Here is a 26831-nt window from a genome sequence, read left to right as displayed (position 1 = left end):
CGATGTGGAGCGCCGGGAGAGCCGGCGCCTCATTTCAACCGGCTGAGGTCCACGGGGCGATTGTTGATGATCGCTTCCATCGAGAAGAAGCCGGTGACGGTCGCGAGGTCGAAATTGGTGATCAGCTTCTGATAGAAGCTATCGTAGCCACGCATGCCCTTGGTCACCACCTTGATCAGATAGTCCCAATCACCCCCGATCCGATAGAAGTCGATCACCTCCGGCAGTCGCTCGACATGCTGGCGGAAACCATCGCTCCACTCCTTGGAGTGATGACGGGTGCGGATCATCACGAACACGGTCAGATCCAACCCCAGCGCACTCAGATCGATGTCTGCGTGCGAGCCCCGGATCAGTCCGATCGACTGCAGACGCTGAAGGCGCCGCCAGCATGCATTCTGTGACAAGCCGACCTTTTCAGCCAGGTCGCGCTGCGAGAGCGACGAATCTTTTTGCAATGCGGTAAGGATGTTCAGATCGAAGCCATCGATTTTGAATGAAGATTCGATCATTTGACACAATCCATGGCCGAAACTGCAGAAAATAGGTGAACTTTTCGACCGTGGACGAGATTACAATTGCTGTCAATGTTCGCTCCGAGGAGTCAGCGAGATGATCGTGCCTGCCGTCCACCGCCAGCCCTCAGAGGCACTTACCCCCCTTGCCCGTTTCCGCCAGGCATTGAGTGGCCCGGACGTGGTTGCCGACCTTCGCGACGGTCTCGTCGGTGCCAAGGCGAAGATCGCCGGTCCCTATGGCATGAAGGACCTGGTCTACGCGGACTATGTTGCCTCGGGCCGCGCTTTGCGTGTGATCGAAGACTTCGTGCTCGAAGAAGTACTGCCCTATTACGCCAACAGCCACACGGAGGCTTCCTATTGCGGAGGCTTCATGACCCGGATGCGCCGGGAAGCGCGCGCGCTGATCGGCGAATTCTGTGATGCGACGGCAGAACACGCGGTGATCTTCACCGGGTCGGGCGCGACCTCGGGCATCAACCGCCTGGTCAAGCTGTTCGGCGTCGCCGAAGCTGCAGCAGCAGGCAAACGGGTCCGGGTCATTATCGGCCCGTACGAGCATCACTCCAACATCCTGCCCTGGCGCGAAAGCGGTGCCGAGATCATCGAACTGACCGAGTGCCCGGCGGGCGGGCCAGATCTTGCTGAACTTAGCGAAGCGCTCAATGCCGGTTCGCCTGAGCTGACGGTCTGCACCCTCTCGGCCGGGTCGAACATCACCGGGATCACCAGCGACGTCGTCACGATCACGAAGATGGTCAAAGCTGCCGGCGCCAAGATGATCTGGGACTATGCCGGCGCCGGCCCTTACGTTCCGGTCTCGATGGCGCCAGCCGCCGGAGCCGAGATCGACGCCGTCGTCATCTCGCCGCACAAGTTCATCGGCGGCCCGGGTGCCTCCGGCATTCTGATCGTGCGCCGCGACGGCGTCGCCACGAACAAGCCGACGTGGCCGGGCGGCGGCACGGTCAAGTTCGTTTCGCCCGATACGCACGACTACAGCGGCAGCCTTGAGGCACGCGAAGAAGCCGGAACGCCGAACGTCGTCGGCGACATCCGTGCCGCACTCGCCTTCATCGTCAAACATGCGATCGGGCTTGAGGAGATCGCGAGCCGCAACCGCGCGCTGACCAGGCAGGCGTTTGCCGCCTGGAAGGCCGTGCCGCAACTGGAGCTGCTCGGTCTTCAAGAGCCGGATCGCCTGCCGATCTTTTCCTTCCGCATCAGGAACGGCAAGGGCGGCTATGTCCACCAGCAGCTCGTCACCCGCATGCTCAGCGACCGCTTCGGCATTCAGGCGCGCGGTGGCTGTGCCTGTGCCGGGCCTTACGTTCACCGGCTGCTATCGATCGATGCGGCGCATTCCGAGCAAATCCGCCAGGCGATCCTCGCCGGCGAGGAGATCGAGAAGCCCGGCTTCACGCGGTTGAACTTCAGCGTCCTGCTCTCGGACGAAAAGGTGAAGTACATTCTCGACTGCGTCACGCAGCTCGCGGCGGACGCGCCCGCCTTCGAAGCCGACTACGATTTCGACCCCGCCCGCGCGATCTTCTTCCCGTGCGCCACGGCTGAAGAGGCCCTCGCCTATGCATAAGCCCGATGTTACCGGCTTCTACGATCCCCGCACCGGCAGCATACAATATGTCGTCGCCGATCCGGCGACCGGCAAATGCGCGATCATCGATCCGGTACTCGATTTCGACGAGAAGTCCGGCTCGACCGCCACGTGGAATGCCGACGCGATGCTCGACCATATCGCCGCCAAGGGTCTGACGGTCGAGTGGATCCTCGACACCCATCCCCATGCGGACCATTTCTCGGCAGCGCGCTATCTGAAGAGCCGGACCGGCGCCCCGACGGCGATCGGCGAACACGTCAAAGGCGTGCAGCGGATCTGGAAGGAGATCTACAACTGGCCGGATTTTGCTTGCGACGGCTCGCAATGGGACCGGTTGTTTGTCGACGGCGCGACTTTCCGGATCGGCGAACTCAAGGCCGGAGTCATCCATTCTCCCGGCCATACGCTGGCATCGATCAGCTATGTAATCGGCGACGCAGCCTTCATCCATGACACGCTGTTCATGCCCGACAGCGGCTCGGCCCGCGCCGATTTTCCCGGCGGCAGTGCGAGGGATCTCTGGCGTTCGATCCAGGCGATCCTGGCGTTGCCGGACGAGACACGCCTCTTCACCGGCCACGACTATTGCCACGGCGGCCGCGAGGCACGCTGGGAAAGCACCGTAGCGGAGCAGAAGGCCACAAACCCGCACGTCACCGGCAAGACCGAGGCGGACTACATCAGTCTGCGCGAGGCGCGCGACCGGACCTTGCCGATGCCAAAGCTCATTCTGCATGCGCTGCAGGTGAACGTTCGTGGCGGCGAACTGCCGGCTGCCGAAGACAACGGCCGGCGCTACCTGAAGATACCGCTCGACGCCCTTCCCGGTTCGGTCTGGGGGTAGCGGCATCGTGGCGGACCCCTTCCAGCAAATATTGCTCGCGATCGGCTCCGGTTCACTGACCGGCTTCACGCTCGGCCTGATCGGCGGCGGCGGCTCGATCCTTGCAACTCCGTTGCTGATCTATGTCGTCGGCATCCGCGACGTGCATACAGCGCTCGGCACCGGTGCGCTTGCCGTTTCCGCCAACGCCTATCTCAACCTTATCAGCCATGCGCTTCGCGGCCATCTCTGGTGGCGGTGTGCATTGATCTTCACCGTCGCCGGCTCGCTCGGCGCCTATTTCGGCTCCAGCCTCGGCAAGCTGGTCGATGGACAGCGGCTGCTGTTTCTCTTCGGCCTCGTGATGATGTTCGTCAGTTTCGCGATGCGAAAGGCGAAGGGCCAGGCGGCCAGCACGCCGCAATCGCTCTCTGCGCTCACCCATGGCAAGACCGGCCTGACGGCCTTGCTGACTGGCACCTGTTCCGGCTTCTTCGGCATCGGCGGTGGCTTCCTGATCGTTCCCGGACTACTGCTTGCGACCGGCATGCCGCTCATCAACGCGGTCGGCACCTCGCTTCTCGCCGTCGGCACCTTCGGCCTGACGACGGCGATCAACTATGCATCCTCGGGCTTGGTGGATTGGCGCGTCGCCGGCTACTTCATCACCGGCGGCATTGCGGGCGGGATTGTCGGCACGATCGTCTCCACCCGACTGTCGACCCACCGCGATGCGCTGACCCAGATCTTCCGCGGCATCATTTTTTCCGTCAGCCTCTACGTTCTCTGGCGCAGCTACATAGCGCCGTGATCCCATCCCCCGGTCTTTAGCCGGCGACCGCAAAGCGCGCTTGGATGCTATCGCGAGGAGGCTCGGGGTCGACATCGGCGAACTCTTCCTCGGAGGGCAGCCGGCCTTGATCGACATTGGGCTGGCTTATATTCCGCAGGTGCCGCGCGGCCGCGTGCCTTTACCGAAACTGTTCAGCCCTCGAAATCGCCGAAGAGGCTTTGCAGCCGGGCCAGCTGCGCAACAGGCTCGCCGACACCATCTCCAGGTCGCGGCCTGCCGGTCAGGTCCTTGCCGAGCAGTGTCCGGTCGTAGAGGATGCCAACCAAACCGAAGGCTAGTGCAGGCGGAGCGAACGGGAGGGAGCAAATGGACCAGAAGAGTTTCAGTGAGTGGTCACTAAGGGCCGCAAAATGGGGTGCCGACTATCGTGCATCGCTACGCGACCGGCCGGTGCGCGCAAGGACGGCACCCGGTGCGATTGCCGCGCAGATACCATCGCGGCCGCCGCAAACGGGCGAGGACATGCAGGCGATCTTCGAGGATTTCGAGAAGATCATTCTGCCGGGCATGACCCACTGGCAGCATCCTCGTTTCTTCGCCTATTTCCCGGCGAATGCGGCGCCGGTTTCCGTCATTGCCGAGTATCTCGTCACCGCCATGGCGGCGCAGTGCATGCTCTGGCAGACTTCACCGGCAGCAACCGAACTTGAGACGAAAGTGCTCGACTGGCTGCGCCAGGCAATCGGCCTGCCGGAAGGCTTTTCCGGGGTGATCCAGGACTCTGCCTCCTCGGCGACGCTTTCGGCCGTGCTCGTCATGCGCGAGCGCGCGCTTGACTGGCGGGGCAATAAGAGGGGGCTGGCAAGCCAGCCGCAGCTTCGCATCTATTCCTCCGATCAGGTGCATACCTCGATTGACCGGGCGATTTGGGTCTCTGGCATTGGCGAGGAAAACCTGGTGCGCATCCCGGCCAAGGGTCCAAGGCGGGCCATGGACTGCCAGGCGCTCGAAGCTGCCATCCTTAGAGACAAGGCCGCGGGCCTGCTGCCGGCCGGCGTGATCGCTTGCACCGGTGGCACAAGCACCGGCGCCTGCGACGATATCGCGGAGGTGGTACGGGTCGCGCACGCCCATGGTCTCTACGTCCATATCGACGCCGCCTGGGCCGGTGCCGCGATGATCTGCGAGGAATTCCGGCAGCTGTGGGCCGGCGTCGAGCAGGCGGACTCGATCGTCTTCAATCCGCACAAATGGCTGGGCGCGCAGTTCGATTGCTCGGCGCATTTCATTCGCAGCCCGGATGACCTGGTCAAGACGCTGGCGATCCAGCCGGAATTTCTGAAAACCCATGGCCGCGACGGCATCATCAACTATTCCGAATGGACGATCCCGCTCGGCCGGCGCTTCCGGGCGCTGAAGCTTTGGTTCCTGTTGCGCTTCCACGGGCTGGAGGGTCTGCAGACAATGATCCGCAACCATGTGCGCTGGTCGGAGCAACTGGCGAAACGGCTTGCGGAACACAAGGACTTCGAAATCGTGACTCAGCCGATGTTGTCACTGTTTTTGTTCCGCCACCGCAGTGAAGGGGATCCGGACGCCCACAACATCGCGCTCGTCAACGCGATCAACGACGACGGCCGCATCTATCTGACGCAAACCCGTGTCGACGGTCGCATCGCGATCCGCTTCCAGGCGGGTCAGTTCGACATGACGGAGGCGGACGCAGAAACCGCTTTCGAAGTCATCATCGAAGTCGCCGCTGCGCTTTGCAAGCATCAGAAGTAGACGGAAGCCAACCCCATGAACCATCCCGTTTTCCCGCTTGGGTGGACCAGGAAGAAGAGCGGCGCCGGTTGACGCTCGAAGCGCTGGCCGATGTGGATGCCGGAGGTGTTATCGATCATCAGGCCGTGCAGGCCTGGGCGGACAGCCTCGACAGCGACACACCGCTTTCCATTCCGCAATGATGGGACTGAAATGGACGAAAAAGGCGTTAGCCGATCTGGCACGCCTCTTCGAGTTTCTGGCGCCCGTCAACAGGAAGGCGGCGGCGCGAACCGTCCAATCCCTGGTAAGCGCCCCGACCGGCTGATCGAGCAGCCTCGTCTCGGCGAGCGGGTTGACGAATTTGCACCTCGCGAAGTTCAGCGTCTGCTCGTTGGTCATTACGAGATGCGTTGTGACACTCATGAGACGACGATCTACATACTTCGTATCTGGCACACACGCGAAGATCAATGAACCATCGGCATCAACTGAGACATCGCGCCCACTTCTGCATCAATTCCAATTTTGAGAAATCATGTGGCGGGAGTATAGCGGTTCCAAGCCCACCTTCACTGGATTCCCGCCATGACCGATACCGTTCTCGACCGCTTCCTCCGTTATGTCGTCATTGACACGCAGTCCGACGCCAGGTCCAAGACCCAGCCTTCCACGGAGAAGCAGAAGAACCTCGGTCGCGTGCTTGTCGAGGACCTGCTCGCAATCGGGCTTGCCGACGCCCATCTCGACGAAAACGGCTATGTCTATGCCACGATCCCTTCGAACGTGGACAAGCCGGTGCCGGTCATCTGCTGGTGCTCGCATATGGACACCGCTCCTGACTTCACCGGCACGAACGTCAAACCGCAGATCGTCAGTAACTACCAAGGCGGCGATATCCAGCTCAAGGGCGACCCGCAACAGGTGATCCGCGTCAGCGACCATCCGGTCCTGAACGACCAGATCGGCAATGACATCATCACGACAGACGGCACGACGCTGCTCGGTGCCGACGACAAAGCCGGCCTTGCCGAAATCGTCACGGCCGCGCAGATCCTCGTCGACAATCCCGACATCAAGCACGGTACGATCAAGCTGCTCTTCACCACCGACGAGGAGATTGGCCGCGGTGTCGACAAGGTCGACCTGAAGAAGCTTGGCGCTGAGTTCTGCTATACGGTCGATGGCGAAACCGCCGGCCATATCGAGGATGAAACCTTCTCCGCCGATGGCGTCGAGATCGTCATTCACGGCGTCGCCATCCATCCGGGCTTTGCCAAGGACAAGATGGAGAATGCCATCAAGATCGCCGGCGCAATCATCAGCCGGCTACCGCGTGACGTGTCGCCTGAAGGAACGGAAGGCCGCGATGGGTTCGTGCACCCGACGAGTGTCACGGGCTCGATGGACAAGGCCCAGCTCGGTTTCATCATACGCGATTTCGATGAGGCCGGACTTGCCCAAAAAGAAGCGATGCTCGAAGCAATCGTCAAGGACGTGATGAGCGCCTACCCTGGCTCCACCTTCAGTTTCGAGGTCAAGGAGCAGTATCGCAACATGAAGGCCGTTCTCGACCGTCATCCGGAAATCGTCGAGAACGCGATCGAGGCAATCCGGCGCGCCGGCATGCAGCCTGTACGCGGCAGCATCCGCGGCGGCACCGATGGTTCGCGGCTCTCCTTCATGGGCCTGCCTTCGGCCAACCTCTTTGCAGGCGGCCATGCCTTCCACTCGCCGCTGGAGTGGGTCAGCCGGCAGGACATGGAGAGGAGCGTCAAGACGCTCGTCGAACTGGCAAAGATCTGGGCGGAGCGCGCCTAAGGCAAATACTCTGCGAGGGAGACGAGCGATCGGCACGGCACGAACAGGGGCTGGGCAATGAGCACGACGCGAAGCACCAGGCGCGCGCCGGCCAGGCCCGCTTCGCTTGCAGCCAATCCGCCGACGTTCGAGCACATCGTCACCAACGTCAACGAGACGTTTCTCTGGCGTCTCGACGACTATCCTTGGGAGCGAAACGTCTGGAATTTCCATCCGGAGATCGAGATCCATCTCATCCGGAAGGCCTCGGGCCTTGCTTTCGTCGGCGATCACATCGGAGAGTTCGGCCCGGGTTATCTCACGGTCATCGGCAGCAACCTGCCGCACGACTGGGTAACGGCCACCGAACCTGACGAGATCATCGAAGGGCGTGACATCGTCATCCAGTTTCATCCGGATCGCATGCGCGCGATCATCGATGCCCTGCCGGAGTTTGCCGAACTCGAGGCCTTCTTCTCCCGCGCTGAACGCGGTCTGGTTTTTCATGGTGAGACCCGCGCAAAAGGTGCCGAGCTGATCGAGCGCATGGGCGATCTCAAGGGGCTCTCACGCTTCTCGCTGTTCATCCAGCTCCTCGATCTTCTCGTCAACACCGACGAGTTCGAGCTGCTTTCTTCGCCGGAATTCGCGCCGGAGTTAGAGGCGCAATCGCTCGACGTACTGCGCGGCGCACTCGCCTTCATCTACGAGAACATCGCCACCGACATCCACCTTGCCCACCTCGCCAAACGCGCCGGGATGAGCGAGACGGCATTTTCCCGCTTCTTCAAGAAGAACACCGGCAACACCTTTACCGACCACGTCAACAAGCTGCGCATCTGGCAGGCCTGCAAGCTGCTTGCCGAAACCGACATGCCGATCACCGACATCTGCTTCGAAGTCGGCTACCTCAACATCTCCAACTTCAACCGCACCTTCCTGCGTCAGCACAAGATGACGCCGTCGGCCTATCGGCGGCTGACGGGACAACGTCGACCGGCACGCCTCTAGATCCTTTTCGCGATAGCAAAACAATGAATCCTTGCATTTGCTGCACCGCAAATAGATCGATCGAGCTTGCAATAGCGCATGAAAGTATAGAATCGCCGCATCGCGCGCGCTAGTTCGACACGTCATTGCGCCTATCATCGGGATCAGCGAAACGGTTCGCTATCGGGAAAACGCGCCGGATCTGAGGAGTTTCCAGCGCGCATCGCAGACCTGGGGAGGTCCTTCACATGACAAAAGCCAAGACGCTCGTTTCGAGCATCGCCTTCGCATGCCTTCTTTCCACCGGGCTCACGACGCTGGCAGCTGCTGCCGAATGCTCCGGCACGATCAAGGTGCTCGCCCAGCCGCGTGACGGCCTGACGCTGCTCGAAGATTACAAGTCCGAATTCGAGAAACTCTCCGGCGGCGCATCCTTCGAGATCGATTATCTCAACGAAAACGACCGGCGTGCCAAGACCAAGGCCGACGCCTCGACCATCGGCAAATACAACGTCTATTACATCGACGAAGCCAATGTGGCGCTCTTTGCGTCCGCCGGCTGGGTCGCGCCGCTGATGGACTACTATCCTGCAGAGTACGACTACGCCGATTTTGATCCCGGCCGGCAGAAGGTCGCGACCTATGACGGCAAGGTCTGGTTTGCACCGATCACCGGCGGCGGCGACCTCATGGTCTATCGCAAGGACCTGCTCGAAGCAGCCGGCATCGCGCCGCCAAAGACGCTCGACGAATACATCGCGGCCGTAAAGAAGCTCAACCAGCCCGACCAGGGCATCTATGGCACCGCCCTTCGCGGTCAGCGTGGCTTGGGTGCCAATGTCTGGCGCTGGATGCCGCTCTTCAAAGGGTTTGGCGGCAACTGGTTCGACGGCAAGACGCCCGTCTTCGATGGCGAGCAGGCGGTGAAGGCGACCGAAACCTATCTCGAACTGTTCAAGTATTCGGCACCGGGCAGCCAGACCGGTGGCTGGGACGAGGCGGTGGGCGCCTTCACTTCGGGACAGGTGGCGATGCTGATCGAATCCACCCCGCTCGTGGGCATGGCGATCGATCCGAAGTCCTCGAAGGTCGCCGGCAAGGTCGGCTACCTGCCGCCCCCGGCACCGCTGACGGGCGGTGGTTATGGTCATGGTCTGGCAATCGGCACCAAAGCCAATAAGGATGAGGCCTCCAAGGCTTGTGCCGGTCTCTTCATCGCCTGGGCGACTTCGAAGGAAAACGAGACGCGCCGGCTCGAAGCCAACCAGTTCAGCGAACTCAACCGCACCAGCATCATGACCAGCCCAAAATTCGCTGAGCTCTATGGTCCCGATCTCGGCCAGGCACTTGCCGACACCGGCAAGGTCACCGCCGTCAACTTCTGGCAGAGCCCGCAATGGCCTGATCTCGGCGACCGCTGGGGCATCATCCTCGAAGAGCTGATCACCGGCACGCGCACCGACATCAAGGAAGGTCTCGACGAACTCGACGGCTTTGCCAAGGACTTGGTCGCCCGCAGCCAATAAGCTGCTTCCTCCCAAGGGGCCACCGGCGGGCGTATTTTGCGCCGGTGGCCCCGCACCATCGGGAGCGCGTCGCGCTTAGCCGTAGGACATAATCACATGAAGCAGAAAAACAGCCTGCCGGCGGTATTCCTCACCCCGGCCATGGGGATCCTTGCCGTTCTGGCTCTCGTGCCGACGGCCTATGCGATCTACATATCCTTCCAGAACCGGGAGCTCAGCCGTCCTGATGGCAGCTTTGTCGGCTTCGCCAACTACGTCGACCTCTTCTCGGATCGGCGCTTCATCAACGCGATCGGCGTCTCGTTGACCTGGGAAGCGGTCACGGTTGGCATGACTCTCCTCATCGCCGTCGGCCTCGGCATCCTGCTCTTCGAATGCGTCTCGCCGCGCATGCGCAACCTGCTGGCGCTGTTGTTTCTGGTACCGGTGATCCTGCCGCGCGTTTCCGCCGCCTTCGTCTGGAAGTTTGCCTTCCATCCGCTCTACGGCATCGCCACCTACCCCTACAAGGTGATAACCGGCGAGCCGCTCGATCTGCTCTCCAATCCGACGACGGCGCTTGCGACCGTGGCGCTGGTGGACGTGTGGCAATGGGGCCTGTTCTTCGCCGTCATCGTGCTGAAGCTCCTGGAAACCTTGCCGCCGCAGCCGTTCGAGGCAGCGCGGCTCGACCATGCCCGCACCTTCGAAATTTACGCCTTCATCGCGCTGCCGATGCTGAAGGCGCCGCTGATCTCGCTCGCCTTCGTCAAGATGATCGAGTCGTTGCGCGCCTTCGATCTGATTTATGTCATGACCCGCGGCGGCCCCGGCATCGCGACGGAAACGCTCGACATGTACGCCTTCTCGCAAGGTTTCATCGAGTCCGGCCGCATCTCCTATGCCTCCAGCATGGCTGTTTTGATGATGATCGCGACCTCGATCGCCTTCACCTTCATCTGGAAGAGGGTTCAGTGATGACCGCCCACACTCTTGGCCGCTTCATTGGCCGGCTGATCCTCGGCATCGCCGCCTTCTCTGCCGTGTTTCCAATGTTCTGGACGACGCTCAACGCCTTCAAGAACCGCGTCGACATCGTCACACCGACGCCGCTCTTCATCTTCGAGCCGACACTTGACAACTTCGCCTACGTGCTCGGGCGCGAAAGCGTCTTTGCGGGGCTCGTCAATTCGCTGCTGATATCGGGCGCTTCGGTACTGATCGGCGCGATCCTCGGGCTTCCGGCGGCCTATGCGATCGCACGCTATCCGAACCGCTGGTCGCGCGACATCCAGTTCTTTGTTCTGTCGCTGCGCTTCCTGCCGCCGGTGGCGATCGCCATTCCCCTGATGGTGATCTGGCTCGACTTCGGGCTTTACGACACGCGTCTGTCGATGATTGTCACCTATTCGCTGCTGACGCTAGCGACCATCATCTGGCTGAGCGTCCCGGCCTTTGCCCGCGTGCCGAAGGAGGTCGAGGAGGCCGCGCGCGTCGACGGCTATGGCCCCTACGCGGTCTTCTTCCTGGTCGCGCTGCCGATCGCGCTCCGCTCGCTGATCGGTGCTGTCGCCTTTGCCTTTGTGCTCGTCTGGAACGAGTTCCTGATCGCGCTGATGCTGACGACGTCCGACGCCAAGACACTGCCGATCGTCGCCTCGGAACTGACGCAGCTCGGCCGCGACGTGCCCTGGGGCATCCTCAATGCTTCCGTCGTGCTGCTCTCCATCCCGCCCCTGCTCTTCATCGGGGTTCTCAGCGGCATGCTCAACAGCGCCTTCAAGCGCAAGACCCAATGAAGACCGAGACCTAAGTAAAAACAAGGAAATCCCACATGCAAGCATTGGTCCTCGAGCAAAAAGGCAAGCTCGCGATCAGGGAGATCGATCTCCCCCTGGAGCTCGGCCCCGATGACGTCAAGATCGCCATCCACACAGTCGGCGTGTGCGGCAGCGACGTGCATTATTACACCCACGGTGCCATCGGCCCTTATGTGGTGCGCGAGCCGATGGTACTCGGCCATGAGGCGGCCGGCACTGTCGTCGCCGTCGGCAGCAATGTCGAAACGCTCGAAGTCGGCGATCGGGTCTGCATGGAACCGGGCATTCCCGATCTGGCGTCACGCGCCGCCAAGCTCGGCATCTACAACGTCGATCCGAAGGTACGCTTCTGGGCGACGCCGCCGGTCCATGGCGTACTCGCCCCGTTCGCCGTGCACCCCGCCGCCTTCACCTACAAGCTCCCTGACAACGTCTCCTTTGCCGAGGGTGCCATGGTCGAACCCTTCGCGATCGGCATGCAGGCGGCCGCCCGGGCGCGCATTGCGCCCGGCGACGTCGCCGCCGTCATCGGTTGCGGCCCGATCGGCATTATGGTGGCGCTGGCCGCCCTTGCCGGCGGCTGCAGTCGCGTTTTCATCTCCGATTTCAGCGCCGAGAAACTGGCGATTGCCGCGCAATATCCGGGAATCACACCGGTCAATATCGCCGAGGGCTCGTTTGCCGATGTGATTGCCGCCGAGACCGGCGGCTGGGGTGCCGATGTCGTCTTCGAAGCGAGCGGCAGCGCCAAGGCGTTCTCAGGGATCTTCGATCTGGTCCGACCGGGCGGTGCCATCGTGTTGGTGGGCTTGCCGGTAGAAACAGTGCAATTCGACGTGCCGGGGGCGATCTCGAAGGAGGTCCGCATCGAGACGGTGTTTCGCTACGCCAACATCTTCGATCGGGCTCTACAACTGATCGCCTCCGGCAAGGTCGACCTGAAACCACTGATCACGGACACGTTCCGGTTCGAAGACAGCATCAATGCCTTCGAACGCGCCGCTTCGGCGCGGCCGACCGATATCAAGCTGCAGATCCTCATGGACAGCGGGAAGGATTGATCCATGGCGAACATCGTCTGCTCCGACGTCGACAAGCAATACGGTGCCGTCGACGTCATCAAGGGTTTCAACCTCGATGTGGCCGATCACGAATTCATCGTGTTTCTCGGGCCTTCCGGCTGTGGCAAATCCACGTTGCTGCGCATGATCGCCGGTCTTGAGGACATCTCCGGCGGCACCGTGTCGATCGGCGGCCGGACGGTCAACGACCTGCCGCCGCGCGAGCGCGGCGTCGCCATGGTCTTCCAGAACTATGCGCTCTATCCGCATATGACGATCTACGACAATATCGCCTTCGGGCTGAAACGCATGAAGGTGCCGAAGGCCGAAATCGACACGCGCATTCGCGCCGTATCCGCAACGCTCGGGCTCGAGCCCTATCTTACGCGCAAGCCAACCGAGTTGTCGGGCGGTCAACAGCAACGGGTGGCGATCGCTCGCGCCATGATCAAGACGCCGCGGGTCTTCCTCTTCGACGAGCCGCTTTCCAATCTCGATGCCAAGCTCCGCAACCACATGCGCGTCGAGATCGCGCGGCTGCACCAGAAGCTGAAGACCACGACGATCTATGTGACGCACGACCAGCTGGAAGCAATGACGCTTGCCGACCGGATCGTGCTCATGAAAGGCGGCGCGATTGAGCAGGTCGGCACGCCCGCCGAGATCTACGAGCGGCCACGCACCCTTTTCGTCGCCGGCTTCATCGGTACGCCGAACATGAACTTCATCGATGTCACCGCCGAGAAGACCGAAGGCGGATGGTTGCTGCGCAGCGCCGATGGCAGCTTCTCTATTTCGGATGGAAAATTCGCCCTGCGCCATGGCCAGTCGCTGGTGCTCGGGATCCGGCCGGCCGATCTGAAGATGGCTGAGACAGGAACCAATCTTATCTCGGGCATCGCCGATCTCGTCGAATTTCACGGCAATGACGCGCTGGTGACCTTCCTTTTTGCCGGCAAGGAAATCGGCGCGCTGGTCAAGGCCAGCGCCTGCCCAAAGCCGGGTGACGCCGTCGCTTTCGCGGTCGAACCCGAAGGGCTGCATCTCTTTGACCGGGAAAGCGGCATCTCCCTGCTGAAATCCTGAGATGTCTCTATCAGCTCGGATTGGCGAACGAGGCGGCCGGGCGCGGTCCGGCCGTCATCAGCGTGAAATCGAAGGGCGCTCGGACGTCAGCGTCGAGCACATATTGCCGGTGAACCCGAAGGAAATCCCGCTTGATCCTGCGATAGCGCTCCGGTGAAAGCATGTGCTTTAGCCGGATGAAGACGATCGGCGGCTGGGGTGCATCATGATGTCCGGCGAGCGCCACGACCTGGCATCTGTAAAAATTGATCGCATCGGTCAGGCATTGAACGTCAAACCAGAAAATCTCCTTCATACGGGCGATGGCGCCAACGCGTGCCCGCAAGACCTCGGCCGAGCGAAGCAGCGCACATTGCAGAATCGCGCCGCCGAGGGTGACGAAGGTGATGCGTTTTCCCGCAAACAGGCCGGGCTCTCTTTCCACCAAAGTGCCGATGACCTGAGTGGCGATGCTGGAGCCCATGCTGTGGGAGCTGATGACATATTCGTCGGCGGGCTCGGCAAGCGCAGCGCGTACGGACGCCAAGCTATCTTCAACCCATTGCTTGAAATAGGGTTTCTCCAGCCTGGCGACAGCGACCGCCAGCTCCCAATCGGAAAAGAGATGCAGCGTGTGCCATCTGTCCGACCAGGGAAGAAAGAGCCGGAAGAAGACCACATATGCGACGATTGCGCCTAAGATCAGAAGCGATGTGTCAAGTCCGAGCCAATAGGGCGCCGTGCCGGTCAGCACGCTCAGAGCGAGGCCGATTGCCACCAGCAGGAACGGGAACAGGAAGAACAGACCAAAGCGCCACGCATGTTTGAAGTAGGACAAGGCGCCACCTTCCCAGACGACCCGCGCAGCACTCAAATACCCCGAAACCATTCTGTGCAGCGTCGACCGGCCGTTCAGCCTTTTGACGATTTCGTCGTGATCGAAGACGTAGACGCGGCTCATCGTTCGCCAATCGTCGCCTTGACTGTTCACATCGAAGTAGCGGCTGGGCCCTTCGATCTGCACCGGTCCCACCTGGACCTCGATATCGTGAAGAGTGGCGGTCTTCACCGCCGATCGCTTGTAGCGCGCTTGATGTTTGACGGCGTCCAAGGGCTCAAAGCCCGGAAAGTGCAGCACGATTCGTTTCGTGACGTGCCCGGAGGGTCTGTCGAATGACAAGTGGATGATCTTTCAATAGGCGCAAAACGCCCGCTCCTGCTTCCCCGATAGGAAGCGGGAGCGGGCGCTCGGTGAGCGCCGGGTGGTCCCAGCCTGCCGGAGAGGTCAACAATCTCGGTGTCGAGAATATGGCCGAGTGATACGATCCAACGGTGGGAACAGAATTTTTTGACGCGGTTGGCCCAAGGTGCGCCCTCACAAATGCCAGCGATCTTGTACCCCCAAGCGTCGCCCGGTGCACCAGCCCTTACGTTTTCCTTATTCGCCTGGCCAATCTTCCCAAGCGATTTCCTACCTCCATTCGCGCTAACAGGAGATCGCGAGCAAATGCCAACGGTGTCATGAATGGCTTCGCCTTTATGACGCCGCTTTTCGATGGCTTCAGACGCGCGGTGCCGCCCGGAACCCTTGGAGCACTCGGCACGTTCCACCTTTACAGAAACCGGCCTGGTTTCGGTTGGCAGGTATCTGCCGTAGCCGCGGGCCGCGAAAGCAAAAAAGAGCGCAGCCTCCGCCACCGCCGGCCCTCCCCCGGTTTCGCGAGGCGCCTCGCAACGAGCAAGACAATGAAATTCAGGAATGGGTTCAAACTCACCTCCAAGGCAAGCCGCCGCTTGCCGACGGAATACTTCGTGCTCGCAGATATCGCGTTCGAAGGCGGCGTCATCGGTTACCTCGCCGGTCGCCCCATCCGCGAAGCCGTGACCGATCGCGACGGCCTGCGCTACCGTTTCGTCGGCGTGGCGCCACGGCTGCCTGGCGGCGGTTTCGACGTGCTGGCACTTCGCTCCGGCGAATGGATCGTGTTGCCCGGTCTCGTCTACGCGGCGGATGCGAAAGAGAGTGCCACACCGAACGAAGCGGACCGCGCAGCCTGACAGCGGCCTACCGGGTTCCGGTCCATAGCGCACGATACGAGGCGCCGACTGGTTCAATGTCTCGGCGATTTTCGTCTCGCAGAACATTGCGGCTGTTTGCCGTCGGCAGTTGAGTCTCTCCGCCCGTGCGATGTCTTTGGCCTCGATCACCTCTGCAGTGAATCCACTGGAGTTATCGGCCGGAACGGAAGCCGTTCGCAAGCAACTGCGCCTCCAGTAGGCTTTCGTTAGCCCTGATCTCGATCAGAACGACGCCGAGCACGCGCAATATCGGTTCGCAGGTCTGCAACTCTTATGCATCGCCTTACCCGTCGCCAGCCGCCGCATCTTCTCCGATTCGGTCCTGGTTCGCTGGCAGCGTGCCTACGTCCTGCGCTGCGGCCACGGATCCCGCAATGTCCCTGTAATCTTGCGCCTTTAGCACCCGGTCTCGCGCTGCACCACTTCGGACTCGCGATCGATCAGAGGAAGCGGCAGGTCAATGAACGACCGCAGGCCTTGTGCGTCCGGGTGGCGCGGCACGCCGCGGGTAAAGTGGGATCCGTCATGTTCTTCAGCAATGGGCGTCGCGCCCTCGCATGCCTCGCCGCCGCCATTTTCCTGACCGGTTGCGCTTCCGACACGATGAAAACCTACATCGGCCAGCCGGTCGAATCCGTCATCATCGACTACGGCCCGCCGACGAACATTCTCGATCTCGGCTGGAACGAGCGAGCCTATCAATGGCGCAAGATCTCGACGAATGTCGTCTCCGGCACGTCGAGCGGTGAAATCAGAGACACCCGGCGCGGAATGCGCTACGAGGAGTACACGACGCCGGGCTATGTCGAGGAACAGGAATGCTTCTACACTTTCTATGCCCGGATGCAGCAGGGCCGTTGGTACATCACCAATTTCCGCCAACCGAAGCTGGAATGCGAGTGACGGCTTTCGCCCCTTTCGGCAAGGCACACAGGACTACACGGAACTTCCTTAAGTATTTGAATTTATGCGTGTTTTATTGACTGATATGTTCAGAAATACCTTTAATCGGGAGAAATTGCATGCGCATCCTGCTGCTGGAAGACGAGCCGGAAATGGCCTCGGCCCTGAAGGCGGCGCTGGAGCGGCGTCAGGTGATCGTCGATCACGTCTCGACGATGGCCGATGCCGAGGCCGTCGCCGAGCTCTGGCCTTATGACGTCGTTGTGCTCGATCGCCGGTTGCCGGATGGCGAGGGGCTGAACCTCATTCCGAAACTGCGCAACCTCGGGGTCGCGGCACCCATATTGATGCTGACCGCATTGGGGTCGATCAACGATCGGGTCGCCGGGCTCGATGCCGGCGCCGACGACTATCTTTCCAAGCCGTTTGCCGTTGAAGAACTCATGGCCCGCTTGCGGGCGCTCGCCCGCCGCCCGGTCTCACTGAAAGCCGAGCAAACCAAGGTTGGACGCCTGATCTACGACTTCCACCACCGCGAAGCGGCCGTCGACGACAAACCGCTCGATCTCTTGCGCCGAGAGCGCCTTGCGCTCGAAGCCTTGATGCGTCGGCCGGGTCGTACGGTGCTCAGGGCGACGCTCGAAGAATCGGTCTACGCCATGGAAGACGAGATCGGATCCAATGCGCTCGATTCGCATCTGTCGCGCCTGCGTCGAAAGCTCGATGATGTCGGTGCCGAGGTCGAGATCAGGGCCATCCGCAACCTCGGCTATCTCCTGCGCGCAACGACATGACGAAGGCTCGGCCCCGCTCGCTGCAATGGGTGCTCGTGCGCCGCCTCATCCTGCTGCAGGCCGCGACATTGTTTGTCTTTATCGGGCTGCTATTTCTGGCCATGTTCATCGTCCAGCCGCGCCTTCTCGTCGACAACGAAGCGGCGGTGGATGTTCTCGACCGCGCCATCGGGCGCGATGCGAGCGGCGCGTTGATCGTCCGCGAGACCGAAGACCTTCGTGAGCTGCGCCAGTCCTACCCCAATCTCTGGTTCATCATCCGCGACGACGCCGGTCAGGTTCTGCGCGAGGGAAACGTTCCCCCTCCCTATGACGAAAGCGGTGGCGACCTGCTGCGACGCGTGGAGGGCGCCAAGCTGCTTTTCGGTGAGGGCGGAACGCTGCCGGACGCGGTCCTCCACAACGCTGACACCGACGCCGGCCGCGTCCAGATCATCGCCTCGACCGTTTCGTCCCGACGCGACAACGGACCGCTGGATGTGCAGATCAGCATCAATGTCGACATGGCGCGCGACCTCGACGGCACGACGACCTGGACCGAAGTCGTTCCAATGATCGCACTGCTTATCCTGTGCTTTCTGCTACCGATCGTTCTGGTCATGGGCGTGACGACGCTGGTCACGGCGCCAGCGGTCGTTCGGCGTTCCCTGGCGAGCCTCATATCGACGGCTGATCAGGCCGGCCGCATCGATATCGACAATCGAGCGGTCCAGCTCGAGACCGAACAGGTACCGACCGAGATCGCACCTTTGGTGCGCGCCTTCAACAAGGCACTGGCGCGGCTGGGCGAGGGATACGACCAGCGCAACCGTTTCCTCACCGACGCGGCGCACGAATTGCGCACCCCGATTGCGATCCTGAGGACCCGGGCCGAACTTCTCCAGGATGCTCCGGAAAACACCCGTCTGCGGCTGGATATCGAACGTTTGTCTCACCTCGCCCAACAGCTCCTCGACCGACAGGTGCTCGAGCATGCCGGTGGCGCGCTCGAGGTGGTGGACCTCGTTGCTCTGGCAAGAACCATCGCTGCAGACTTTGCGCCTTTAGCGTTCGAAGCCGGTTACGAACTGGCGTTCGAAACCGAGGTGCCGACGGCGCGTGTCAGCGCCCGGCCACGCCAGATCGAACAGGCCGTCGCCAATCTCCTACGCAATGCCATCGAACATGGGGGTGGCATCGGTACGATCACCGTGCTGGTCAATACCGAGGGCGGCCTCGAAATCCAGGACGAGGGGCCCGGCATTCCTGTCGAGGAGCGCGAACGCGTTTTCCAACCTTTCTATCGCTTGCGCCCGCGGTCCACCGGTGCCGGCCTGGGGCTCAATCTGGCCCGAGAGATCGCCCGCCTCCATGGCGGCCGCATCGATATTCTTGCCGGCCCGTGGCAGGGCGCGCGCGTACGGCTGCAATTGCCGCTTCTCGACGGAGGCTGCCCGGCGCAGCAATCGGCACCGGTATCCGTTTGACCATAGCCCTACCGCGCCGCGCGTCTATCACACGCACAAAGGTCGCCGCAGAACTTTGAATTGCTGCATGTTTTTTTCTTTAGCCAGCGGCGATCAAAGGAAACACACGCTAGCCATCGCCTTTCCTCAAAAGCTTTCCGACTCCCCCTTATCAAGGCGCCACTGATGCTCCACATTTGCAGCAATACATCGCGAACGTTCACCGAAGAGCGGCTGCGCGTTCGACCAGAATGGAGAATTGCAAATGCAGATGTCCTCGCAGGTCCCCTCCCCTTCGCTTGAGGAAGGAAGCTGGCCCACTCGACGCCGCAGCGTGCTCGACTGGCTGATCATCGAAACGCGCAACGAACGGTTTATCGACAACATCCTTGTTGAAATGTGCGAACGGCTCCAGGCGGCAGGTGTGCCGGTTGCGCGTGCGACCCTGCATTTCCGGATCAATCATCCGCAGTGGCTTGGTGCTCGCATTCTGTGGCGAAAGGGCCTGGCGGAGGCTGAAATCGATCTCTACGATTATGGGGTCCAAAACACCGCGCTCTATCTCAACAGCCCGCTCTATGTGATCAACAACGGCGGTACCGAGGTTCGCACGAACCTGGAAGCGCTCGCGGAAGAGCACGCTCAGAACTCCCTTTATGTAGACCTGAAGGCTGAAGGGCTGACGGAATACATTGCCTGGCCGCTTGAACACACGCTCGGCAAACGCCACGTCGTGACCTTCACCACCGACCGAAAGGGCGGCTTTGAGGATGAGCACGTCGCGTTTCTGTCGGATCTTCTACCTGCCTTGGCGCTGGTCAGCGAGATCCGGCTGAAGAACCGGTTCGTGCGCACGCTGCTTGAAACCTATGTCGGCCCGCATGCCAGCGAACAGATCCTCGCCGGCGCCACGACGCGCGGCAGCGGCGTCACGGTCGGTGCCGCCATCCTGATTTGTGACCTGCGCAATTTCACGAAACTCTCCGATCTCTGGCCGCGTGACGACGTGATCGATCTGCTCAATGCCTATTTCGACGCGATGTCGGAGCCGATCGAGCGGCACGGGGGCGAGATCCTCAAATTCATGGGCGATGGCCTGCTGGCAATCTTTCCGCTCAGCAATGCCAATGCCGCCGAAAATCTTTTGCAGGCAATCCGTGAGGCTGAAGCGGCGATCGCCCTTCTCAACAAGGACAACCTCGAAAAGGGTCGTGACCCCCTTGGCTACGGGATCGGCGTCCATGTCGGTGATGTCATGTACGGCAATATCGGTTCGCGACGCAGGCTGGACTTCACGGTGATCGGCCCCGCCGTCAACATCGCCTCGCGGCTGGAGAGCCTGACCAAGGAAACAAAGCGGCCCGTGCTTCTGTCCCGGGCGTTCGTGGAACTGGCAGGCTGCGCCTCCAGCATGGAGCATCTGGGTTCCTATCCGGTCAGGGGAATTGGCGCGCCGATCGAGGTTTTCGCCTTTTCCGGCAATGGCCCGGCACCGGTTCTGCGCGCGGTCGGAGAATAGTGGTTGTCCGCGGACAACTGAGACCTGCGGGATAGAGGAGCGTTAGCCGGCTATCCGATTTGGCTCGGCGCGAACTGTGCTACGAGTTCGTGGCGGTCACCTGGATAGGTCAAGCGAACATGCGTGACCGGCGCGCGCCCGCTCCAGGTGCGGCGCTCGATGACCAGGCAGGCGGTGCCGGTCGAAATGTCGAGCGCTTGCGCTGCCATTTTGTTCGCCGCGACAGCGCGAATGCGGTGTTCGGCCGTACTCCACGGCACCTTGCCGAGCAGCCATGAACCGGGCGCGGCGGCCTCAAACAACTCCGCCTCCGCCTCCGGCACCGCCGCAAGGCTGATCAGGCGTTCTTCGAAACAAAAAGGACGACCGCCGGCAAAGTGCCGGCACGTTACCTCCAGCAGTCTCGCCGATGCCGGAAGATCCAGGCGTTCGACGTCCCGGCCTTCCACCTTGCGGATCTTTCGCTCGTCCAGTCGAAAACTGTAATCGAGGCCCAAGGATTGGACCTCGAGCTTGACGTCGTGGATTTCCATGACCGCCGACTGCACCTGGGGAAAGGTGACGTAACTGCCCGACTTGCGACGCCGCTCGATCAGGCCGCGCTTGACCAGTTCGGTCAGCGCCTTGTTCACAGTCATCCGCGAGCAATCATATTGTTCCGTCAGCTCGTGTTCGAACGGGATGCGATGGCCCGGCGGCCATTCGCCGGAGAGGATGCGTCCTTCCACGTCCCCGAGGATACGCTGATGCAAAGACAAGGGCTGCCCTTGATTGTCGACGGCATCGTCGGGCTGAGCCTTCGAAACGGTTCGGTCTTGCTTGGTGTCCATGACACCGAACTTAATCATTTCCGGGCGGCGAAACAGCCCTTCTCTCGCTGTTTCGCGCTTTTCCACCATAGCGGCGGATTTTCCCGGCGCACTGTTGACAGGTGTCAACATTCGTGGCGCGGCCAAGCGCTTGTCACTTGATCGTCAATAGAGGAGATGCCAAGGCGTCAGGAAAGCACGCGCCCATTCCTGATTGCGATCGGAGTCTTCGCAGTCAGGCTTTTCAACCGGTGCCGGCCCAACTTCTACTCTCGACTGCCGTGTGGCCTTCGGTGGCGGCGGCGCCAGATAGCCAAGGGTCATTCCACCAAGATAGAACATAGCGAACCTTCTCGCGTCACGTCTCTGATGGAGGCAATGGTGACACAATCAGCTCACCTGTCAATAGTCTATAAATTCTATACTCTTTTAGATCTTCTCGCGATGGCAGAGAAATCGCATCCCCGCCCTAACGCCTCGGGAACTGAAAACGCCAGTTGTCCGCGGACAACTGGGCCCGGAACGGGCGTTCGTTCGCCGGCAAAATGGGGCATTGGGTATAACTCGCTAGGCATTTGTAAAACCGAACCGAATCGGAGCATAGTGCAGCTGCGCAGATTGTTGCGATCTGACGATTTTTGCGCAGTTTTTGGGGAACTCAATGTTGCAACAGAAAATTCAAGGTCACGACGTACAGGAGCATCTGCCGACGCTTCTGGCTGCCGACGCTTTGGAACTGGCGCATCAGCTGCAGCAGCATCAAAAGAAGATCTTCCCTCCGCAAGCTGAGAAGGCAATGCGCCTCTTTAGTCCTGCCGAAGCTGCCGCCTTCATTGGAATCGGTGAAGGCTATCTAAGGCAGGTTGCCTCAGAGGGCCATGGGCCCGCTCCCTTGTCAAACGGTCGTCGCATGTACGCCGTTGAGGACATCGAACGCATCCGCCGCGTTCTCGACGAAGGCGGAAAATCCGGGAAATACATCCCACACCGCCGCGGCGACGAGAAGCTGCAGGTTCTATCGGTCATGAATTTCAAGGGTGGGTCGGCGAAGACGACGACGTCTGCCCATCTTGCCCAGTATCTGGCGCTGCGCGGCTATCGGACGCTTGCGATCGACCTCGATCCACAGGCCTCTCTCTCCGCCCTCTTCGGCCACCAGCCGGAACTGGACGTTGGCGAAGGCGAGACGCTTTACGGTGCGATCCGCTACGACGAGCCGCGGCCGATCGCCGACATCGTGCGTTCGACCTATACGACCAATCTTCACCTCATTCCGGGCAATCTCGAGCTCATGGAATTCGAGCACGAGACCCCGAAGGCGATGATGATGGGTGGGGCTGCCGAGACCCTTTTCTTCGCACGCATCGGCGACGTATTGTCGGAAATCGAGAGTTTCTACGATATCGTCGTCATCGATTGCCCGCCGCAACTCGGCTTTTTGACCATGTCGGCGCTCTGCGCCGCGACATCAGTACTGATAACGGTGCATCCACAGATGCTCGACGTCATGTCGATGTCGCAGTTCCTGTCGATGACGAGCGAGTTGATGAGCGTCGTCGAAAAGGCCGGCGGTCGCACCAGTTACGACTGGATGCGCTATCTCGGCACGCGTTTCGAGCCGAATGACGGTCCACAAAGCCAGATGACCGGTTTCATGCGCGCCATTTTCGGCAATCGCATGCTGCAGAACGCGATGGTGAAGTCGACGGCCATTTCCGATGCCGGCGTGACGAAGCAGACACTGTACGAAGTCGAGCGCTCGCAATTCGTCCGCGGCACCTACGACCGCGCCATGGATTCGCTGAACCAGGTCAATGGCGAGATCGAAGAACTGATCCGCCAGGTTTGGGGGAGGAAGTAAGCCGTGGCCCGCAAAAATCTGATCGGAATTACCGCTGACCAACTCGAAAACGGCACCGAAGCGGCTCTGGAACGTCTGACCACAGCGCGACCGATCGCCGGCCTGAGCGTCGGCACCCGGCCTGCAAGCGCTGTCGGCGGCATCACCCGTTCGCTGTCGAACATCACTCAGAAAGTTGAGCGCGCCCAGGAATTGGAGCGCCAACTTGCCGAAGGACTTGTCGTCGTCGATTTAGACCCGACGCTTATCGATGCTTCCTTCATCGTCGACCGCCTTGAGATCACTGCGGATGCACAATCCGCGCTCGCGGAGCAAATCCGGGAACACGGACAACAGGTTCCGATCCTCGTGCGGCCGCATCCTGACGCCGATGGGCGATACCAGGTTGCCTATGGCCATCGCCGGCTAGAAGCCGCTCGCGCGCTTGGGAACAAGGTTCGCGCGGTTGTCCGCGATCTCAGCGACGAACAACTGGTCGTCTCGCAAGGGCAGGAGAACAACACTCGCACGGATCTGTCCTTCATCGAACGGGCGCTATTTGCCGCGCGGCTTGAGGATCGCGGTTTCTCCCGTGAGACCATCATGTCTTCGCTTGGTGTCGACAAGGCGGCACTGTCAAAGATGATTTCCATCATTCGTCGGCTACCGATCGCACTGATCGAGGCAGTCGGGCCGGCACCGTCGGTCGGCCGGCGTCGTTGGCTCGAGCTCGCCGAGTTGCTGGCACAAGGTGGAAAGAGCGAGGCTGCCAACGTCTTCGTGCAGGACAAACAATTCCAGGCGGCAGCAAGCGATCAGCGCTTTGATGCGCTTTGTGCCTTCCTGAACACTCCCAAGGCGCGCGCCAAAGCCATCTCGTGGGTAGCGCCCGATGATACAACCCCGGTCCGGATCCGTGAAACGGACGGCGAAACCACGCTGTCTTTCAACAGGAGACAGGCGCCGGGCTTTGCAGATTTCGTGAGGCAGAGGCTCAAATCTCTGTACCTCGAATACCAAGAGGAAACAGGAGACTAAACAGAGCAAAAGAAAAAGGCTTCCGAACGACTAGCGCTGCGGAAACCCTTCTCTCGTGTAGCAACTAGAGAATCCCATTTCCGCGAATCGGTGTCAAGAGTTTTCAACGTCGTTTCGGCGAACGGATTTCTTTTGCCTTGAAAAAGGTGAAGACGAATGGATTGTGGGATTGTCACGACGCCCTTTGGGCGGCGGGCGATGTCGCTTGGAATGTTGGCACACCAACTTTCCAGCACTTCGGCCGTCGACGAAGGCAAGGTCGACAAATGGAAATTGTTTCGAACGGTCTGCGCCGCCAAGTCGAGCCTTGGGGTTTCTGATCGCTCACTTGCCGTCTTGAACGCCTTGCTGTCGTTCTACCCGAAGACGGAACTTGCGGCGGCCAACGGCCTCGTCGTGTTTCCCTCCAACGCTCAGCTTTCGCTGAGAACGCACGGTATGGCTGAGACAACGCTCAGGCGGCATCTCGCTACCCTGATCGAGGCCGGCCTTATTCTTCGGCGCGACAGCCCCAACGGCAAACGCTACGCTCGGCGCGACCGTCAAGGCGCAATCGGCCAGGCATTCGGGTTCGACCTTGCTCCGTTGCTTGCCCGTATGGCCGAGTTCGAAGCGGAGGCTGCGCGTCTCGAAGCGGAACGGCGCTATCTTCAGGTGATGCGTGAACGCATGAGCCTCAGCCGCCGCGACGTTGCGAAGCTGGTCGATCTGCTGCGCTCCTCCGACCTCGCCTATGCAGAGCAGGCGGAAGCCCGCTGCCAGGCCGTTTATATGTCGCTGTCGCGCAAGCCTTCCATCGCTGAAATCGAGCGCGTCCTTCCCGTTCTTGCCCAACTGCAGGACGAACTCACTAATCGTCTGGAAAACCTACTGAAAACACAAAATACGGCTGCCAATGAACGCCAAAATGAGCGGCACATACAGAATTCAGAATCCGATTATCTTTCTGAATCTGAACCGGCTGATGAGCAAGTTGGGGTGGAATCGTCGCGCAAGCCTTCAACAGGAATGCCGGAACTCAGCCAGGATATGGGTAAAGCCGCAAAGATCGAAACATCTGCGGTGCAAAAGCTCCATCAGCATCGCGGGGAAGCCCCTTCCCTGAACCGCACAGTGCCTCTGCCGCTCGTTTTGAAGGCTTGCCCGCAGATCCGTGACTACGGCCCATCCGGTCGTATCGACAATTGGCGCGATCTTCTGACGGCTGCAACTGTGGTCAAAAACATGCTTGCGATCAGCCCTGATGCTTATGACGAAGCCTGCGCCACACTCGGCCCAGAAACGACCGCGACCGTGCTTGCCTGCCTTCTAGAGCGAGCAGAGCACATTCATTCAGCGGGCGCCTATCTGAGGGATCTGACGCGCCGCGCGAAGACCCAATCGTTTGCTGTCTCCGCGATGTTGGCGGCGCGCCTACGGGCCCAGACGTCGGTTGCTGCAATGGATGGATGATTGCCACGCTGGGAACTGAAACCGATCTTCCGGCAGAAGATGCTTCTTCGATTGTCGGCAGCGTGATCTTGTGTAAGGCGCGTAAATGCGGGAAACTGCTGTGAAGGGATTCGTTGATATCTTTGGGATAATCTAACGCTCGGGATTCAAATCAGCCTCCCACCATCTCCAAGAAAAGATTGATGTTTTCACCCGTTACGGAAGGAAATTGGCTGATTTTTTCCGTCGCTCGGACGGCCGTGCGGTAAGCTCTGTTGGACGCGTGCGAAGGTGAGAACGGCTGGCTCTCAGCGAAGCGGAGAGCCCAGGGTAAGATCAGTTCTATTGCCTAGGTTTCGCACGCTAGTCGGGTCCGGGAACGGCGCAGATGGTCTGGCTTCGGACTGAAGCGCGGCTCTTATGTTGACAGCTGTCAACAGCATGAGGCGAATAGGTTTTATTCTGAGCCAAACGGCTAGCACCCAAGTCCCGCCCCAGCAACGCACCTGTCCGAAACCCAACTATAAAACTAGCCCTTCCCCTTAGCGAAACGTGCATGCCATCAACACCGATGAGCTTCCGACAATAGTGTTGATGCACCAAACAGCAGAGGCCTTCAGTCGATGTCACATGTTATCGTTATCAACGGACCGGCCGGGGTCGGGAAGACAACGGTGAGTCGGATTCTGGCAAGACGCCATCCCGGTGCGATCAACATCGCCGGCGATGCTTTGCGCCATTTTGCCCCTGAAGACGTTCGACATACCTTGTGGCCTGGTTCGACCTACAGGGCCGGCGCGGCACTCACCACTGCCTATCTGACGATGGGAGCTACCAAGGTTCTCTTCGAATACATTTTCGACGACGCCGAAAAGCTTGACCTGTTCTGCAGCGGATTACCCGATAAGACGCCCGTCTCTGTTTTCACGCTCTGGGCACCGATCGATCGAGTCATTGATCGGGAAGCAAACCGCGTTGAGCGCGAGCGGTTGGGGGGTATGGTGTTGCGGACATACCAGGCGATCGAACGAAACCTGCATCTGCTTGGGCAGGTCGTTCCAAATACAGAGACGCCGGAGTTGACCGCCCAGACGATCAGCGAAGCAATTGCCAATCCTGCAAATATCTGGCCGCGTCCGGCCCGGGGAAACGAACGTGTCTGATGGCCTATCGTCCCGGCCCGCAAGACGTGTTCGTGGCGCGTCTCCAACTCGCG

The 26831-nt window shown here is 60.6% G+C and carries 23 protein-coding genes and 2 pseudogenes; 22 read left to right on the top strand and 3 right to left on the bottom strand.

Features of this window, described 5'->3' with window-relative positions; translation table 11 throughout:
* Window positions 1-29: 29 nt before the first annotated feature.
* Window positions 30-512 carry an Lrp/AsnC family transcriptional regulator gene (locus ACQ5BM_RS30970; protein WP_334197309.1) on the bottom strand — a complete coding sequence of 161 codons (483 nt, stop codon included), beginning with the start codon at window positions 510-512 and terminating at the stop codon, window positions 30-32.
* A gap of 100 nt (window positions 513-612) precedes the next feature.
* Between ACQ5BM_RS30970 and ACQ5BM_RS30965 the strand changes: the two genes are divergently transcribed.
* From ACQ5BM_RS30965 to ACQ5BM_RS30905, 13 genes and pseudogenes are all read left to right on the top strand, one after another.
* A complete protein-coding gene (locus ACQ5BM_RS30965) occupies window positions 613-2112 on the top strand; it encodes an aminotransferase class V-fold PLP-dependent enzyme (protein ID WP_429819497.1) in 1500 nt (499 codons plus the stop codon).
* Entirely contained in the window at window positions 2105-2980 is an 876-nt protein-coding gene (locus tag ACQ5BM_RS30960) for an MBL fold metallo-hydrolase (protein ID WP_429819494.1), read from the top strand. The genes ACQ5BM_RS30965 and ACQ5BM_RS30960 overlap by 8 nt, the downstream gene beginning before the upstream one ends.
* A 7-nt stretch (window positions 2981-2987) precedes the next feature.
* A complete protein-coding gene (locus ACQ5BM_RS30955; RefSeq protein WP_429819492.1) occupies window positions 2988-3770 on the top strand; it encodes a sulfite exporter TauE/SafE family protein in 783 nt (260 codons plus the stop codon).
* 348 nt (window positions 3771-4118) lie between these two features.
* On the top strand, window positions 4119-5537 hold the full coding sequence (locus ACQ5BM_RS30950) for a pyridoxal phosphate-dependent decarboxylase family protein (protein ID WP_429819490.1): 1419 nt from the start codon (window positions 4119-4121) through the stop codon (window positions 5535-5537).
* A 35-nt stretch (window positions 5538-5572) separates the two neighbouring features.
* Window positions 5573-5719, top strand: a pseudogene (locus ACQ5BM_RS30945) (CopG family transcriptional regulator); the annotation flags it as partial.
* A pseudogene (locus tag ACQ5BM_RS30940) lies at window positions 5719-5993 on the top strand (type II toxin-antitoxin system RelE/ParE family toxin). The pseudogenes ACQ5BM_RS30945 and ACQ5BM_RS30940, both read left to right, overlap by 1 nt.
* Before the next feature lie 111 nt (window positions 5994-6104).
* Complete coding sequence (gene pepT, locus ACQ5BM_RS30935; protein ID WP_429819488.1) at window positions 6105-7337, top strand: peptidase T; 1233 nt, start codon at window positions 6105-6107, stop codon at window positions 7335-7337.
* 57 nt (window positions 7338-7394) lie between these two features.
* Complete coding sequence (locus ACQ5BM_RS30930) at window positions 7395-8327, top strand: helix-turn-helix domain-containing protein (RefSeq protein WP_429819486.1); 933 nt, start codon at window positions 7395-7397, stop codon at window positions 8325-8327.
* Between the two features lie 227 nt (window positions 8328-8554).
* Window positions 8555-9832 (top strand): ABC transporter substrate-binding protein, encoded by a 1278-nt coding sequence (locus ACQ5BM_RS30925; RefSeq protein WP_429819484.1) that lies wholly within the window; start codon window positions 8555-8557, stop codon window positions 9830-9832.
* 96 nt (window positions 9833-9928) lie between these two features.
* A complete protein-coding gene (locus ACQ5BM_RS30920; protein ID WP_429819482.1) occupies window positions 9929-10789 on the top strand; it encodes a carbohydrate ABC transporter permease in 861 nt (286 codons plus the stop codon).
* Window positions 10789-11610, top strand: a complete 822-nt coding sequence (locus ACQ5BM_RS30915) for a carbohydrate ABC transporter permease (protein WP_429819480.1) — start codon at window positions 10789-10791, stop codon at window positions 11608-11610. Before ACQ5BM_RS30920 ends, ACQ5BM_RS30915 begins: the two co-directional genes overlap by 1 nt.
* A gap of 35 nt (window positions 11611-11645) precedes the next feature.
* Window positions 11646-12692, top strand: coding sequence for an NAD(P)-dependent alcohol dehydrogenase (locus tag ACQ5BM_RS30910; RefSeq protein WP_429819478.1), 1047 nt, complete (start codon window positions 11646-11648; stop codon window positions 12690-12692).
* A 3-nt stretch (window positions 12693-12695) separates the two neighbouring features.
* Window positions 12696-13778: an ABC transporter ATP-binding protein gene (locus ACQ5BM_RS30905; RefSeq protein WP_429819476.1), complete on the top strand. Its 1083-nt coding sequence runs from the start codon at window positions 12696-12698 to the stop codon at window positions 13776-13778.
* 10 nt (window positions 13779-13788) lie between these two features.
* On the opposite strand, the gene ACQ5BM_RS30900 is transcribed toward ACQ5BM_RS30905, so the two are convergent.
* Window positions 13789-14895 (bottom strand): hypothetical protein, encoded by a 1107-nt coding sequence (locus tag ACQ5BM_RS30900; RefSeq protein ID WP_429819475.1) that lies wholly within the window; start codon window positions 14893-14895, stop codon window positions 13789-13791.
* Between the two features lie 608 nt (window positions 14896-15503).
* On the opposite strand from ACQ5BM_RS30900, the gene ACQ5BM_RS30895 reads away from it, so the two are divergent.
* The 5 genes from ACQ5BM_RS30895 (at window position 15504) to ACQ5BM_RS30875 (ending at window position 20497) form a co-directional block, all read left to right on the top strand.
* A complete protein-coding gene (locus ACQ5BM_RS30895) occupies window positions 15504-15815 on the top strand; it encodes a hypothetical protein (RefSeq protein ID WP_429819473.1) in 312 nt (103 codons plus the stop codon).
* 546 nt (window positions 15816-16361) lie between these two features.
* Window positions 16362-16739 (top strand): hypothetical protein, encoded by a 378-nt coding sequence (locus tag ACQ5BM_RS30890; RefSeq protein ID WP_429819471.1) that lies wholly within the window; start codon window positions 16362-16364, stop codon window positions 16737-16739.
* Window positions 16740-16858: 119 nt separating this feature from the next.
* Entirely contained in the window at window positions 16859-17533 is a 675-nt protein-coding gene (locus ACQ5BM_RS30885; RefSeq protein ID WP_429819468.1) for a response regulator transcription factor, read from the top strand.
* Entirely contained in the window at window positions 17530-18999 is a 1470-nt protein-coding gene (locus ACQ5BM_RS30880; RefSeq protein ID WP_429819466.1) for a sensor histidine kinase, read from the top strand. Before ACQ5BM_RS30885 ends, ACQ5BM_RS30880 begins: the two co-directional genes overlap by 4 nt.
* Before the next feature lie 244 nt (window positions 19000-19243).
* A complete protein-coding gene (locus tag ACQ5BM_RS30875) occupies window positions 19244-20497 on the top strand; it encodes an adenylate/guanylate cyclase domain-containing protein (protein WP_429819464.1) in 1254 nt (417 codons plus the stop codon).
* A 50-nt stretch (window positions 20498-20547) separates the two neighbouring features.
* On the opposite strand, the gene hutC is transcribed toward ACQ5BM_RS30875, so the two are convergent.
* Window positions 20548-21327, bottom strand: a complete 780-nt coding sequence (gene hutC, locus ACQ5BM_RS30870) for a histidine utilization repressor (RefSeq protein WP_429819532.1) — start codon at window positions 21325-21327, stop codon at window positions 20548-20550.
* A gap of 643 nt (window positions 21328-21970) precedes the next feature.
* Here hutC and repA point away from each other — a divergent pair.
* From repA to ACQ5BM_RS30850, 4 genes are all read left to right on the top strand, one after another.
* The gene (repA, locus tag ACQ5BM_RS30865) at window positions 21971-23167 is read left to right on the top strand and encodes a plasmid partitioning protein RepA (protein WP_429819530.1); all 1197 of its coding nucleotides are present in this window, start codon (window positions 21971-21973) and stop codon (window positions 23165-23167) included.
* 3 nt (window positions 23168-23170) lie between these two features.
* On the top strand, window positions 23171-24184 hold the full coding sequence (repB, locus tag ACQ5BM_RS30860; RefSeq protein WP_429819462.1) for a plasmid partitioning protein RepB: 1014 nt from the start codon (window positions 23171-23173) through the stop codon (window positions 24182-24184).
* 156 nt (window positions 24185-24340) lie between these two features.
* Window positions 24341-25636: a plasmid replication protein RepC gene (repC, locus tag ACQ5BM_RS30855; protein ID WP_429819459.1), complete on the top strand. Its 1296-nt coding sequence runs from the start codon at window positions 24341-24343 to the stop codon at window positions 25634-25636.
* A gap of 602 nt (window positions 25637-26238) precedes the next feature.
* Complete coding sequence (locus ACQ5BM_RS30850; RefSeq protein ID WP_429819457.1) at window positions 26239-26778, top strand: AAA family ATPase; 540 nt, start codon at window positions 26239-26241, stop codon at window positions 26776-26778.
* Window positions 26779-26831 lie beyond the last annotated feature (53 nt).

This window comes from Ensifer sp. B1-9 (assembly GCF_050474445.1).
In the GTDB taxonomy this organism is placed as follows: Bacteria; Pseudomonadota; Alphaproteobacteria; order Rhizobiales; family Rhizobiaceae; genus Ensifer.
This window is presented reverse-complemented; position numbering and strand designations above follow the sequence as displayed.

Coding starts and splice junctions, on each gene's coding strand:
- hutC (WP_429819532.1), bottom strand. CDS start 21,327: ATGGACACCAAGCAAGACCGAACCGTTTCGAAGGCTCAGCCCGACGAT.
- ACQ5BM_RS30880 (WP_429819466.1), top strand. CDS start 17,530: ATGACGAAGGCTCGGCCCCGCTCGCTGCAATGGGTGCTCGTGCGCCGC.
- ACQ5BM_RS30875 (WP_429819464.1), top strand. CDS start 19,244: ATGCAGATGTCCTCGCAGGTCCCCTCCCCTTCGCTTGAGGAAGGAAGC.
- ACQ5BM_RS30925 (WP_429819484.1), top strand. CDS start 8,555: ATGACAAAAGCCAAGACGCTCGTTTCGAGCATCGCCTTCGCATGCCTT.
- ACQ5BM_RS30915 (WP_429819480.1), top strand. CDS start 10,789: ATGACCGCCCACACTCTTGGCCGCTTCATTGGCCGGCTGATCCTCGGC.
- ACQ5BM_RS30970 (WP_334197309.1), bottom strand. CDS start 512: ATGATCGAATCTTCATTCAAAATCGATGGCTTCGATCTGAACATCCTT.
- ACQ5BM_RS30850 (WP_429819457.1), top strand. CDS start 26,239: ATGTCACATGTTATCGTTATCAACGGACCGGCCGGGGTCGGGAAGACA.
- ACQ5BM_RS30930 (WP_429819486.1), top strand. CDS start 7,395: ATGAGCACGACGCGAAGCACCAGGCGCGCGCCGGCCAGGCCCGCTTCG.
- ACQ5BM_RS30905 (WP_429819476.1), top strand. CDS start 12,696: ATGGCGAACATCGTCTGCTCCGACGTCGACAAGCAATACGGTGCCGTC.
- pepT (WP_429819488.1), top strand. CDS start 6,105: ATGACCGATACCGTTCTCGACCGCTTCCTCCGTTATGTCGTCATTGAC.
- ACQ5BM_RS30890 (WP_429819471.1), top strand. CDS start 16,362: ATGTTCTTCAGCAATGGGCGTCGCGCCCTCGCATGCCTCGCCGCCGCC.
- ACQ5BM_RS30960 (WP_429819494.1), top strand. CDS start 2,105: ATGCATAAGCCCGATGTTACCGGCTTCTACGATCCCCGCACCGGCAGC.
- ACQ5BM_RS30885 (WP_429819468.1), top strand. CDS start 16,859: ATGCGCATCCTGCTGCTGGAAGACGAGCCGGAAATGGCCTCGGCCCTG.
- ACQ5BM_RS30895 (WP_429819473.1), top strand. CDS start 15,504: ATGAAATTCAGGAATGGGTTCAAACTCACCTCCAAGGCAAGCCGCCGC.
- ACQ5BM_RS30920 (WP_429819482.1), top strand. CDS start 9,929: ATGAAGCAGAAAAACAGCCTGCCGGCGGTATTCCTCACCCCGGCCATG.
- ACQ5BM_RS30965 (WP_429819497.1), top strand. CDS start 613: ATGATCGTGCCTGCCGTCCACCGCCAGCCCTCAGAGGCACTTACCCCC.
- ACQ5BM_RS30910 (WP_429819478.1), top strand. CDS start 11,646: ATGCAAGCATTGGTCCTCGAGCAAAAAGGCAAGCTCGCGATCAGGGAG.
- ACQ5BM_RS30950 (WP_429819490.1), top strand. CDS start 4,119: ATGGACCAGAAGAGTTTCAGTGAGTGGTCACTAAGGGCCGCAAAATGG.
- repC (WP_429819459.1), top strand. CDS start 24,341: ATGGATTGTGGGATTGTCACGACGCCCTTTGGGCGGCGGGCGATGTCG.